Source organism: Pseudomonas sp. LS-2 (assembly GCF_003605735.1).
In the GTDB taxonomy this organism is placed as follows: Bacteria; Pseudomonadota; Gammaproteobacteria; order Pseudomonadales; family Pseudomonadaceae; genus Aquipseudomonas.
On the sequence record NZ_QXTJ01000026.1, the window covers coordinates 139791 to 152478 of the forward strand.

Annotated in this window: 13 protein-coding genes and 2 pseudogenes; 5 read left to right on the plus strand and 10 right to left on the minus strand. The window is 61.0% G+C overall.

Annotated features, from left to right (window positions below; genetic code table 11):
• Positions 1-8: 8 nt before the first annotated feature.
• From D3M70_RS34225 to glgX, 3 genes and pseudogenes are all read left to right on the plus strand, one after another.
• A pseudogene (locus D3M70_RS34225) lies at positions 9-107 on the plus strand (DUF2934 domain-containing protein); the annotation flags it as partial.
• Between the two features lie 48 nt (positions 108-155).
• Positions 156-428 (plus strand): annotated as a pseudogene (locus tag D3M70_RS34230) (hypothetical protein); the annotation flags it as partial.
• A gap of 179 nt (positions 429-607) precedes the next feature.
• The gene (gene glgX, locus D3M70_RS15515) at positions 608-2794 is read left to right on the plus strand and encodes a glycogen debranching protein GlgX (protein ID WP_120126611.1); all 2187 of its coding nucleotides are present in this window, start codon (positions 608-610) and stop codon (positions 2792-2794) included.
• Between the two features lie 203 nt (positions 2795-2997).
• On the opposite strand, the gene D3M70_RS31990 is transcribed toward glgX, so the two are convergent.
• Together D3M70_RS31990 and D3M70_RS15525 are read right to left on the minus strand one after the other, a co-directional pair.
• Positions 2998-3153: a hypothetical protein gene (locus D3M70_RS31990; protein ID WP_165869812.1), complete on the minus strand. Its 156-nt coding sequence runs from the start codon at positions 3151-3153 to the stop codon at positions 2998-3000.
• A gap of 224 nt (positions 3154-3377) precedes the next feature.
• A complete protein-coding gene (locus D3M70_RS15525) occupies positions 3378-4346 on the minus strand; it encodes a threo-3-hydroxy-L-aspartate ammonia-lyase (RefSeq protein ID WP_120126613.1) in 969 nt (322 codons plus the stop codon).
• Positions 4347-4953: 607 nt separating this feature from the next.
• Between D3M70_RS15525 and D3M70_RS15530 the strand changes: the two genes are divergently transcribed.
• Together D3M70_RS15530 and D3M70_RS15535 are read left to right on the plus strand one after the other, a co-directional pair.
• Positions 4954-5283 carry a hypothetical protein gene (locus D3M70_RS15530; protein ID WP_120126833.1) on the plus strand — a complete coding sequence of 110 codons (330 nt, stop codon included), beginning with the start codon at positions 4954-4956 and terminating at the stop codon, positions 5281-5283.
• A gap of 208 nt (positions 5284-5491) precedes the next feature.
• The gene (locus tag D3M70_RS15535) at positions 5492-5797 is read left to right on the plus strand and encodes a DUF6482 family protein (protein ID WP_120126614.1); all 306 of its coding nucleotides are present in this window, start codon (positions 5492-5494) and stop codon (positions 5795-5797) included.
• A 9-nt stretch (positions 5798-5806) separates the two neighbouring features.
• On the opposite strand, the gene D3M70_RS15540 is transcribed toward D3M70_RS15535, so the two are convergent.
• The 8 genes from D3M70_RS15540 to tssF all read right to left on the minus strand — a co-directional run bounded on the left by D3M70_RS15540 (position 5807) and on the right by tssF (position 12686).
• Entirely contained in the window at positions 5807-6379 is a 573-nt protein-coding gene (locus D3M70_RS15540) for a GNAT family N-acetyltransferase (protein ID WP_120126615.1), read from the minus strand.
• A 51-nt stretch (positions 6380-6430) separates the two neighbouring features.
• Positions 6431-7216, minus strand: coding sequence for a sulfite exporter TauE/SafE family protein (locus D3M70_RS15545; RefSeq protein WP_120126616.1), 786 nt, complete (start codon positions 7214-7216; stop codon positions 6431-6433).
• Between the two features lie 141 nt (positions 7217-7357).
• A complete protein-coding gene (locus D3M70_RS15550; protein WP_165869821.1) occupies positions 7358-7840 on the minus strand; it encodes a cupin domain-containing protein in 483 nt (160 codons plus the stop codon).
• Positions 7841-7965: 125 nt separating this feature from the next.
• The gene (tam, locus tag D3M70_RS15555) at positions 7966-8730 is read right to left on the minus strand and encodes a trans-aconitate 2-methyltransferase (RefSeq protein ID WP_120126617.1); all 765 of its coding nucleotides are present in this window, start codon (positions 8728-8730) and stop codon (positions 7966-7968) included.
• Positions 8731-8900: 170 nt separating this feature from the next.
• The gene (gene tssE, locus D3M70_RS15560) at positions 8901-9341 is read right to left on the minus strand and encodes a type VI secretion system baseplate subunit TssE (RefSeq protein ID WP_120126618.1); all 441 of its coding nucleotides are present in this window, start codon (positions 9339-9341) and stop codon (positions 8901-8903) included.
• Between the two features lie 3 nt (positions 9342-9344).
• The gene (gene tssJ, locus D3M70_RS15565; RefSeq protein WP_120126619.1) at positions 9345-9881 is read right to left on the minus strand and encodes a type VI secretion system lipoprotein TssJ; all 537 of its coding nucleotides are present in this window, start codon (positions 9879-9881) and stop codon (positions 9345-9347) included.
• A complete protein-coding gene (gene tssG, locus D3M70_RS15570) occupies positions 9862-10953 on the minus strand; it encodes a type VI secretion system baseplate subunit TssG (protein ID WP_120126620.1) in 1092 nt (363 codons plus the stop codon). The genes tssJ and tssG overlap by 20 nt, the downstream gene beginning before the upstream one ends.
• Entirely contained in the window at positions 10917-12686 is a 1770-nt protein-coding gene (gene tssF / locus D3M70_RS15575; RefSeq protein WP_120126621.1) for a type VI secretion system baseplate subunit TssF, read from the minus strand. The genes tssG and tssF overlap by 37 nt, the downstream gene beginning before the upstream one ends.
• Positions 12687-12688: the final 2 nt, after the last annotated feature.

A 12688-nucleotide genomic window follows, 5' to 3' on the forward strand; every position in this document is an offset into this window, starting at 1 on the left:
GTGTCGAGATGAGTGCCGACGAGAAAAGAATCAGCGAGCTTGCCCACCAGATCTGGGAAACGGAGGGCAAGCCACACGGTCAGGATGCACGCCATTGGGAAATGGCACGCAAACTGGCGGAAGCCGAAGCCAAGGCGCCGAAGAAAGCGGCGGCGGGTAAATCCGCCAAACCAAAGGCCGAGCCAAAAGTTGCCGCCGCGAAACCCGCGGCCAAGGCAGCAGCGAAACCTGCGGCTAAAGCCGCTGAAAAACCGGCCGCCAAGCCCGCTGCGAAACCGGCGGCGAAGGCGCCGGCCAAACCCGCTGCCAAGCCCAAGGTCGCAGCCAGCGGCGCGGACGGTTCAGCCGCAAAACCGGCTGCGAAACCCGCCAAGCCTGCCACTAAGCCTGCCGCGAAAAAGGCGCCCGCCGCCGCCAAGCCACCCGCGCCCTGAGCATTCGTCGTCGACGAATACCCTTGCGCAGTAGACCTACCGCAGGGATCGCCTGAAAACGATCGCTAACACCTGCGGTAATTACCCGCCCGTTCCTCCAGCAATGGCGCAGTCCAGCCTGCGACAAAGGCTTTGTTCGCCTTCAGGAAATCATTCGAACGTCAGGAATACACATGAGCAAGCAAGAAAAGAAAACCGCCCCCCAGAATGAATCCGCCAAGGCCGACAGCCCGCAAGCCAGTGCGTCACGCATCCGTGAAGGCCTGCCCTTTCCCCTCGGCGCCAACTGGGACGGGCTAGGGGTCAATTTCGCAATTTTTTCGGCCAACGCCACGAAGGTCGAGCTGTGCCTGTTCGACTCCACGGGTGAGGAGGAACTGGAGCGCATCGAACTCCCCGAATACACCGATGAAATCTTTCACGGCTATTTGCCCGATGCTCACCCGGGGCTGGTTTACGGGTATCGGGTCTATGGCCCTTATGACCCGAAGAACGGCCATCGCTTCAACCACAACAAGCTGCTGATCGACCCCTACGCCAAACAGTTGGTCGGCAAGCTGAAATGGTCCGAGGCGCTGTTCGGCTACACCATCGGCCACCCCGATGATGACCTCAGTTTCGATGAACGCGACAGCGCGCCCTTCGTGCCCAAATGCAAGGTCATCGACCCTGCCTACACCTGGGGCCGTGACCAGCGAGCCAACGTGCCGTGGGAAAAGACCGTCTTCTACGAGACCCACACCCGTGGCTTCACCATGCGTCACCCCTCAGTGCCGGATGAGCTAAAAGGCACGTTTTCAGGGCTAATGGTCGATGACGTGATCCAGCACATCAAGGGCCTGGGGGTGACATCGGTCGAGCTGCTGCCGATTCATGCCTTCGTCAATGACCAGCACCTGCTGCAAAAGGGCATGACCAACTATTGGGGTTACAACACCATCGCTTTCTTTGCGCCGGACCCGCGTTTTCTGGCCCATGGCAAGATCGCCGAGTTCAAGGAGATGGTCGCGCACATGCACCATGCCGGGCTCGAAGTCATTCTCGATGTGGTCTACAACCACACTGCCGAAGGCAACGAGCGTGGTCCGACCCTGTCCATGCGCGGCATCGACAACGCCTCCTACTACCGCTTGATGCCGGACGACAAGCGTTACTACATCAACGATTCAGGGACCGGTAATACGCTCGATCTGAGCCACCCGTGCGTGCTGCAAATGGTCACCGATTCGCTGCGCTATTGGGCCAGTGAAATGCATGTCGATGGATTCCGCTTCGACCTGGCGACCATCCTGGGCCGCTATCACGACGGTTTCGACGAACGCCACAGCTTCCTCGTGGCCTGCCGTCAAGACCCGGTGCTGCGTCAGGTCAAACTGATCGCCGAGCCTTGGGACTGCGGCCCCGGGGGTTATCAGGTAGGCAACTTTGCGCCCGGCTGGGCTGAATGGAACGACAAGTTCCGCGACACCGTACGCGCGTTCTGGAAAGGCGACGAGGGCCAGCTGGCCGACCTCGCCAGCCGCCTGACCGCCTCGGGCAACATGTTCAATCAGCGGGGTCGCAGGCCGTATGCGTCGGTCAACTTCGTCACCGCTCACGACGGTTTCACCCTTCACGATCTGGTCTCGTACAACGACAAGCACAACGAAGACAACGACGAGAACAATCAGGACGGCAGCAACGACAACCGGTCCTGGAACCATGGCGTCGAGGGCCCGACCGAGGACCCGGAAATCAACGCGCTGCGCCTGCGCCAGATGCGTAACTTCTTCGCCACCCTGCTGCTCTCTCAAGGCACGCCGATGGTGGTGGCCGGTGACGAGTTCGCCCGTACTCAGCACGGCAACAACAACGCCTACTGCCAGGACAGCGAAATCGGTTGGGTCAACTGGGACTGGGACGAAGACGGCAAGGCCCTGCACAAGTTCGTCAAACGCCTGATCAAGTTGCGCATGACCTACCCGATCCTGCGCCGCGGACGCTTCCTGGTCGGCGACTACAACGAAGAGTTGGGGGTCAAGGACGTCACCTGGCTGTCACCGAGCGGTGAGGAAATGACCATTGAGCAATGGCAGGACGGCAATGGTCGCTGCCTGGGCATGCTGATGGATGGCCGCGCGCAAGAGACCGGCATTCGTCGTCGCGGTTCGGAAGCGACCATGCTGCTGGTGGTGAACTCGCACCATGAGGGGGTCAATTTCACCTTGCCTGAGGTGCCGGAGGGCGTGAACTGGGTCAGTCTGATTGACACCAACCAGCCGGACATCCGTGGCAAGGATCACTTCGAGTTCGGTTCCGAATACACCGTGACACCGCGCTCGTTGCTGCTGTTCGAGTTGCAGAAGGAAGATCAGGCGTAAGGATCACGACGATCCGTCCTCTGTAGCAGTGCGCTCGGGCGGCGTGTGATGTGACGCGGAGCGTCACGGGATGCATTCCCACGCAGAGCGTGGGAACGATCATTCCGAGGATGAGGCGCTGTAGCAGTCCGGCTTGCCGGCGGTGGCGACCTTGAATACGTCACCGCCGGCAAGCCGTGCTGCTACAGATGACGCCACGGCATCTACCGGGCCAACAGTCTGGCGTAATCGCTGATCGTTCCCACGCTCTGCGTGGTAACGATCACTCCGGGGATGGCGCTGTAGCAGTCCGGCTTGCCGGCGGTGGCGACCTCGAATACGTCACCGCCGGCAAGCCGTGCTGTTACAGATGACGCCACGGCCCCTACCGGGCCAACAGTCTGGCGTAATCGCTGATCGTTCCCACGCTCTGCGTGGTAACGCCGCCCTCGACGCTCAGCGTCGGCGTCCTGATGCATTCCCACGCAGAGCGTGGGAACGATCATTCCGGGGATGGCGCTGTATCAGTCCGGCTTGCCGGCGGTGGCGACCTTGAATACGTCACCGCCGGCAAGCCGTGCTGCTACAGATGACGCCACGGCCTCTACCGGGCCAACAGTCTGGCGTAATTGTCCAGGTCGATATTGCCGCCGCTGATGATCACGCCCACGCGCTGTCCCTTCAATTCGTCGGCCATCGCCCGTGCAGCGGCAAAGCCCAGGCAACCGGTTGGCTCGACCACCATCTTCATGCGCTCGGCGAAGAAACGCATCGCCTCGACCAACTGCGCGTCGCTGGCGGTGAGGATGTCGTCCACATCGCGTTTGATGATGCCGAATGTGTAGTTGCCCAGGTATTGGGTCTGTGCGCCGTCGGCAATGGTTTTCGGCGTGTCGATCTTGACGATGCTGCCACTGCGCAGCGATTGCTGGCCGTCATTGCCGGCTTCGGGCTCTACGCCGTACAGCTTGCAGTCAGGCGCCAGCGCGCGGGTGGCCAGTGCCGATCCGCTCAGCAGACCGCCCCCCCCCAGACAGACGAACAACGCATCCAGCGGACCGACTTCTTCGAACAGTTCCTTGGCCGCGGTGCCCTGCCCCGCGAGGATGTCCGGGTGATCGTACGGCGGAATCAACGTCAGTCCCTGTTGCTCGGCCAACTGTCGGCCGATGGCTTCACGGTCCTGGGTGTAGCGGTCGTAGGACACCACGGTCGCTCCGTATTCTCGAGTCGCTGCAACCTTGGCGGCCGGCGCGTCATGGGGCATGACGATGGTCGCGGGAATGCCCAGCAGTCGTGCCGACAACCCGATGCCTTGGGCGTGATTGCCCGACGAGAACGCGACCACCCCGTGCTTGCGCTGGGTCGCGTCGAACTTCGACAACGCGTTGAAGGCGCCGCGAAACTTGAAAGCGCCCATGCGCTGGAAGTTCTCGCACTTGAAGAATACCTGCGCGCCCAGCTCGGCATCCACGGTGCGGGAGGTCAGCACTGGCGTCCTGTGGGCATGGCCTTCGATGCGTTGAGCGGCAGCGACCACATCGTCATACGTCGGGAGCACGAGCGTTTGCATAATCACCTTCAATGAATGGGGAGAAAACGACGGCTATCGTCGACCGCGGCTGACCGTCTGTCCATACCCTGCGTGCAAAGCCCCGCAAACACTGACTTTGTAGTCACGAATCGACCTTTGTGTATCGAAACTACAAAAAATGTAGTGCCTGAAAATAATCACTACAAAACGGTTGACGAAGCTTTTTCGTAACGGCATAGTTCAAGCGTCTCCCCGATCGGGAGAGCTGGCAAAAGTATTCAGGGCCCGTTCGACGTAGCCGTTGAACAACCTCTGGATGTGGGCTGCCCACAAGGCAGATTGATGAAGCTGAACCGGCATGATCGAGCCATTCGGGCCGAGCGCTGGCGATACGTCCTCATGACACTTGTGGCCGACCACGCAAACGTCGCCAGTGTCCTCATGACGTCCGCTGACACTCTCCCTGGTTTCGAACCATTACGTAGCAGCTTCTTCTTCCCACTACATCCAAACGCCCGGCACCGGCTCTGTGAACCGACGGACCTTGTTTGTCAGCGTGGGAAAGGACTGCGGATCGATGGACGATTCGCCATTGCGTTTGAACTAACCAGACAGATTAACGAAAAGGCACAAGGGGTACTCCATGATGAATCTGAACAATCAACCTACCATCGACCAATTGGCTCGACTGTTCGCGGCGCAGAAGGACTCCCTCGATAGCCACATTCTCTGGGTCTGTGAGAAAGGTGATGTGCATATGGACGGCTTGGGTGCATGCACCGAGGAACAACAGTTCGACGAACAACACCCGCACATGCGTGCCCGACTGAAGATGTACCGCAAGGGTCAGGGCTATGTCGGCAAGAAGGCAGCAGCCGACAAGCAGTTCCTGGGGCGCGTGCTCGACACCCTGAGCAGTGAATGGGGCAGCGCGCAGCAAGAGCCCGGCGTTCGCGTCATCGACAAGCTGTACTAAGCCACGCTTGAACAACGTTTCATCATCGCTGCAATAACGCCGCTGATGCCCGACGGTCGGGTTTCAGCGGCGTTTTGCTCTGCGCTGACATCGCGATTCAATCGCCTTGAACTTGCGCTGTCGGTGACCTTCCAATCCATGCAGGCCGTGAAAACAGCCCGCTTCTAGCCACGGAACAGACAACGCCTCAGTGCGTAAAGGTGCCGTAATGGATCTGGACAAGCTCAGCAAACACATCAAGGCCGGTGAGATCGAAGAACTCGACCTGATTTCCGTCGAGGGTGGCTCATACGTCATTCATGCCCGCATGCAAGGTCAGTCCCATGCCGTCAGCAGCCCCAAAGGCGGTGTGCTGCATGTGGCGTCCGTCGACGAGGCACGCAAATGCCTGTCGTCCGTACCGGAGGTGCCGCTGTTTATCGTGCACCCGGTGGTCTATGACGAAATGGTCGGGCATGCCGCCAGCGACCCGGGCGTCTCTCGCCAGCCGATTCCGTTTCGTTCCAGCCTGTAACCCGGCAGCTCAACGCTGCGCAGGATTGACCAGCGCTGTCAGCACATGGTCCGCCCACTGACCGTCGATCTTCAGGTAGGACGGGGCGAAGCCTTCGCGCACGAACCCCAGCGCCTCCAGTACCCGAGCGCTGCGCAGATTTTCCGGTCGATGGTTGGCCATGATCCGGTGCAGCTCAAGGTCGTCGAACACATGGTCGATGGCCCCGCGCAAGGCTTCGCGCATCAGCCCTTTGCCTTCGGCGTGCTGCGCCAGCGAATAACCCAGGTGACAGGCCTGAAACACGCCTAGAACGATGTTGCTGAAATTGCACTCGCCGATCATCTGACCGCTGTCGCGCTCACAGACCAGCAAGTGCAGGCAACGGCCGGCCAGTCGTTCATGCTCGATGAAGCTGATCCGCCGGATGACGTATTCGATGTCGAAAAAACCGGGCGAGCGCGTCGGTTGCCACGGCTGCAGGTGATCCCGATTATCGAGGTGGTAAGCCCTGATCTGCGCCGCATCGCCACCCAACGGCGGGCGCAGGATCAGGCGGTCGGTGACCAGGCGAATCAATTGCGGCTCGGCCACGATATCCATCACTGCACTCCCCCTTGCTGATCCATCGAAACGCAATTCTTGCCGGCCACTCTAGAACGCCAGTTTGTAACCGATGGCGCACAGCATCACCGCCAGACACGGGCGCAGGATGGCGTCCGGAATGCGGCCGGTCAGATGACTGCCCATGTAGATCCCCGGCAGCGAACCCATCAGCAGGAAGCCCAGCATCGACCAGTTCATGTTGCCCATGCTGGCGTGGCCCAGGCCCGCGATCAACGTCAGCGGCACGGCGTGAGCGATCTCGGTACCGACCAGCCGACGGGTGTCCAGAAACGGATACAGGATGAACAACGCGACGGTGCCCAGTGCGCCCGCGCCGATGGAGGTCAGCGCCACCATCACCCCCAGCAGAACACCGGTGAGTACGGTCAGCAGGTTGAGATTCTTGTCGCTCAGTCGGTAGTGATCCCCGGCGTGGCGATGGGCGAAGGCCAACAGACGTTTCTTGAAAAAAATCGCCAGTGCGGTCAACAGCAACACGAACCCGAGTGCTTGCTTGATCACTGAATTCATGGCGTCGGGCGCTGTGTGCAGGCTGCTGAGAAACCACAGCGTCAGCCCGGCCGCCGGAACGCTCCCCAGGGTCAACCAACCGGTAATGCCCCAGTCGATGTTGTCGTTCTTCCTGTGGACCAGTACGCCACCGCTTTTGGTGATGGCGGCGTACAGCAGATCGGTGCCCACGGCGGTGGCAGGGTTGATACCGAACCAGAGCAGAATCGGGGTCATCAGCGAGCCGCCGCCCACGCCGGTCATGCCGACGATGAATCCGACCACCAAACCTGCCACGACGAAACCTGTATTGCCAAAATCCATTGTCATGCCCAACAGACGCGCAAACGCGGGAAAAAACTGGCGCGCAGCATAGCGATTTTTCTTATAAAAACCGTAGATCGAAAGGATCTATGGTTATAACCAAAAGATTGAACAGCCGTTCTGTCGCAAACGCGCCGGAGGTCAAGGCTCGCCCTCCCAATAATCGAGGGTGGTGTCGGGACGTTGCACCGCGGTAAAGGCACGGGCGCCATTGATCGTCACCATCGCCTGGTACTTGCCGGAGTCAGGGTACTCGCACACTTCCGGTGTCTCCCGAGTACTGATGGAAAGGTATTTGAGCGGTGCATCGGAGGTGTTGATGATCTGGTGCGGATACTCTGGCCCCGGTGGAATGAACACCACATCGCCGGACCTGAGGGGAAGCATTTCCCCCGCAACACGCAGCGTTCCCTGACCTTCGATGATGACGAACATCTCTTCCTGGGCATAATGGAAGTGGTAAGGACAGGAACGTCTGCCCGGTGCCACGATGTCCACTGAAGCGCCCAGCTTCAGCGCCACCGTTCGCGTGCCCAGACGAGCAGCCTGGCTTTGGTACAGCGGGTCACGGCGCTCGTCCTGCAGGGATACCTCATTGAAATTTCGGATCAGGCGGGAGGCCAGGTCTTGCGGGGTTTAGCTCATGGTTCACTCCATTGGCAACAGCAACTACGGCGCTCGCTCCCACGGCCTTCAGCCAGAAGCGAAACGGCACAGCCCTGTAGCGGCACGGCTAAAGACAGTGGCGTTCAGCGAACCGCGACAATGAACAATCGCGGAAACGGCAGCAACACGGTGCCGTCGGCCAGTGCCGGATAGGCCTGGCGGATGGCGTTCAGGTAGGCGTCCAGGAACGCGGCCTGTTCGCCCTGATCCAGTTTCTGCAGATAAGGCCGCAGCGCCGAACCCTTGAACCATTCCACCACCGCTGCGTGGCCTCCGGAAAGGGGGTGATGGTAGGTCGTGCGCCAGACATCCACGTCGGCGCAATGGGGCTTCAGCCATTCAAAATAGTAGGCCGCGGGATGTCGATCAGGGTGCTTGACCGAGGCAATCTTGTCAGCCCACGGACCGTTGGCTGCAATTTCGCGAGCCAGTCGGTGCGCAGGTTCTTCAAGGTTGTCCGGGGTTTGCACTGCCAGACTGCCACCGGGATTCAAACGCTTGACCAGACGCGGATACAGCACGGCATGGTCGGGCACCCATTGCAGCGATGCGTTGGCAAGGATCACGTCGTAGGTCTGCGCAGGGTTCCAGTCGCCGATGTCCGCCAGTTCGAACGTCAGGTCTGGCAGCCGCTGACGGGCATCGGCAAGCATGTCCTCGGAGCTGTCGAGACCTGTGATCCGCGCATCGGAAAACCGCTCGGCCAGCACTTCGGTGGAGTTGCCGGGGCCGCAGCCCAGATCGATGGCGCTCTGCACGTTCTGCGTGGCAATCGCTGCCACCAGGTCACGAACCGGCCGTGTGCGCTGCTGCTCGAACATCGAATACTGTTTGGCTGACCAGCTCATCTGGCGTTTCCCCTTTTGTTGTCGACTTGTCGTCGAGTTGTTGTCGAGTTGTTGTCGAAGGCGTGGCGCTGAGGGTAAATCCTGCGGCACCGGAGTACAAATGAAGCCGCGAAGGGTTCATCACACATGCCAGCGGGCCCCGCTCCCACACGCCCGTTGGGAGGAGTGGGTCAGGAGTCGGCCATCAATCGATGCCGTTTTAAATGCCGCACCAACGCGCGCCCTTCAGGACCCAGCGTCGTGCCGAAGGTCGCCTGCCTGTCACCGTGCAGCCGGGCATCGAGTCGATAGTCCAGATACCCCGGCTGCGTTTGCGGGAGCAACTCGATGTCCACCGCGATCAGCCGGGGCTCGTATTGGAGCAGCGTGTCGGCCATGGTCCGCATCAACCCATGGGCGGCGCCCGGAAGCGCCTGCAGAATCACCCCCATGTCGGGGAGGCCGTAATCCGGCAGATGACTCAGGGAGCCGGCGCGACTGTTGAGGATGCGCTGCAGATTGTCGAGCACGGACAGGATGTACTGGTCTTCTTCGTCGACCCGAATCAGATCGAGTTCGCCGGTGAAGTTCTGCAGCAGCGTTTCGTAGAGTGATGGATTGGGCTCGCTCATTGCTTAGCCTCCGACCATTGGCCGCAACGTCAGCCCGTTGCCCGCCAGTTCGATCACCCGTGGGTTGTCCGGGTCAAGATCGTCACGGCTCAACGTCACACGCCAGGTGCCGTGACTAAGGTCAGGCTCGCGGAACAGCGCCACCACCGCAATGACCTGCGCGCGACTGTCCATCGGCATATTCAGTTGCACGCCCTCCCCCGGCCTGACCACCAATGATCGTTGATCGAGGACCCCGTCACCGAGCACACGATCAGCGTCGCGCAAGAGTTCTTCGTAGCTCGCAGGGTTCAGGGATTTGCCATCGCGCAATTGATAGACGCGTACCAGCGTCGGCACCGAAAAGCCGCTCGGTTCTGAGCCTGCGGTGTTCAACGCCACCCGGCCGTCGAAATCCAGATGCAGGGTTTTGATCTGTTTGTAGAACACACGGCTTGCGACGGAAGACGTGCTGTCGGTCACGCTCTGGACCGTTCCGCACGCCGTGAGCAACAAGCCGAGCGCAGCCAATCGTGCAGCGTTAAGGGCGAATGCAAGCATGTTGAGTTTCCTTGATCTGAGAATTTAGAGAGAGGCCCTGATAGCGGCCCAAATGGATGCTGACCTTATGGCAGTGAGACTGGCCCTGGCACTTGGGCCGCAGTACGGCGGTCATGCCCAGCAGCACGGCCGCATCGCCCAATGCTGGCAACGGCAGGCGATCAACAGGCAGCGACAACTGGAGCCTTGCGGTGCAACGCCAGCCCAGGTAAACCCTGAGCAGCACCTGCAAATCACCGTGAAGCTGCCCGCCGGGGAACCAGCCACGGGTTTCGTCTGCGTCATCGGTGAAGAGGTCGAGCAACAGCTGGCTGTTGGCATCCCGCGCAACGCTGCCCAGCGGCGTGCCTTGGGACAGGCTGACCGGATTGCCGGGCGACAGACGCGCCGGCGGATTCAGGGGAATCTTTCGCGGCCAATGGGGCGTGACCCGGGCCTGGGTATTCGGCGCCAGCAGCCTGACCAGCGCGACGACGCCTTCTGCATTGCGCGTCGGCAAGCGCATCACACCGAGCAGCGCGAGAAACCGCGACATGGGAGTGGTGATCTTGCTCGCGGTACCGGGAATGCCAAGACCGACCAGGCCGAACAGGCATTGGGAGGTGGCATCCGTCCCGCCTTCTTCAAAGCTCACGGGGTAGGAATATTTGCGCCAGATGCGATAGAACTGGCTGAAAATCCGGTGATTGAAGAGGTCGAGAAACGCTTCCAGCGCCTCGTGCCCTTCACGGCGCTGAGCAATGTCATCCTGATATCCCGTCGGCAGCGGCGAATCGACCCCGTACAAACCAAGCAGCCGAGTGCGCACCGTCGGCGGGTGCCGATCATCGATTGCACAGGGCTCGATGGCCCTCAACTCACTGGCCGGAAACCCCATGCCCCGGTCAGGCCGAAAGCGCACCGGATCGTCCTCGGGATGCTCGGTACTGCCCAGCAGCGGGCGTTCGGGCGCCGCCCTCTCCAGCAACTGGCAGAAGCGATAAAGCCCCGCCTGCGCCACCTGCCCTTCCATTTGCGCGAGAAATCGCGAAACGGTCATCCGGGAATCCGCTGACTGTGGTTTTCGTCCCATCGCAGGCACTTCCCGGTCGGTTGAAGAACCAGCGTGAGCTGGGTGAACAGATGGATGTCGGCATACAGGGCAAAGAACCGGTTGAGCATTTCACCGAACAGGTGGACATCGCCCCCACCGGCAAAACCGTCGGTGTCCAGCGTGACTTCTATGTCGACCCCGCGCAGTAGGAAGCCCCGCTCGAAGCGCTGAAGCAGGTGATGGCGAACCTCGACGATGGCCTCCAGGCGTCGCCGGTTCATTTCACTGCCCGTCCAGTCGTACAACGCCAGCGTGCCGCGCAGCACTTCGGCGTTGTCGAGCATCGGCAGAAAATTCGACCCCAGGTGGCTGAGCACCCGCCAGTGAAAGCGGTCGCGGTTCGGCGGATAACACGGCAAGGTCGGCGCGCACAGGTTGCGCACTCGCATCCCTGCCTGGGAGGACGACACAAGGGTGTCGAGCACCGTGCTTTGCAGTGCCTTGCGGGGCAATTGTCCGTTGGTGCCGGTCAGTGTCAGCGACATGCGCTCGCCCGCAAGTGCGTCATGCTGTTCGAACCCCTCGCCACCGAGAATCAACCAGGTGTCGTGCAGCCCGTTCGGGCCGCGCTTGAGCCGCGTGTGGAAATAGCGCTCGGGCGCATCGTCGCGCAGCATCCCGCCCTTGTGCCGGAAACTGGTGAACGGGACGTACTCCTTGCGGCCCGAACGTGTACTGGCGGTGACCTGATCCACCGAATAGATTTCGATATGTCCATCCTGCAAGCGCATCGGCCGCAACAGATAGTCGCTCTGCAACGGATCGGGCGTCAGGGGATCGGCCTCCAGCGCAAACAGGTTGATCACCGGCACCGCGTGCAGACGAACGTGCTCGGCGCTCGGCGTGAACCCATGGGACCAGGGTCCATCCAGCACCACGTCGAGTTCGAAGCCGCCCGCGCCGGGCGTCAGCTCCACTTGCTCAAGCCCGCGCAGGGTCAAGAACATGAACTTCTCGGGGAAGGTGAAATACTCCAGCAGTAGCTGATAACCGCTGAACGCGCTGTCGTCCGGTGCCCATAGACAGTCGTCCCGGCTGAACCCCCTTGCACCGAAATACCCGTCCAGCGGTTGCCGCTCGCGCGCTCCCGGCGTGCGCACGTACAAGGCTTTCGCCTTCTGAGTGAATACGTGATGCAGCGCATTGGCGATGGCCGGATCGGCATTCAGATACAGGGGGATGGCGCTCAGGTCGAGCGGCACTGAATCGCTCAACGCGTGGCAGGAAAACGCCAGTCGAATGACCGCGCGACCGTCCGCTTCGTGAGCCAGACGCACGGTATCCAGCGTCAGCGGCCGCAGGGTCAGGTCCTGAGTCGTGGTGTAGCGGCAGCGCGTGCGCTGTGGGCCGATGGGTTGCGAAAGGATTTCGAAGCCCTTGCCGATGTGTTCGACCTGTTTCATCACACCCGATTCAGACGCGAATTCGACGACCGACAGCGAAGGGCTGGTGCGCAGGTAATGCGGCCACAACAGGCCCACCAGCCCCCCGGTCAGCTCCGGCAGATCGTCGTCGAGCTTTTCCCGCAGGCGCCCCATCAAGAAGGCGAACCCCTCGAACAAGCGCTCGACGTAGGGGTCGTGTGCGCCGGGTTTGTCCAGGCCCAGGGCGGCTGCGCGGTCGGGAAACGCCTCGGCGAACTCCTTCCCCGCCTCGCGCAGGTAACGCATTTCGGCTTCGAAGTAGCGCAGTGTCAGGTTGTCCATGTCCATAG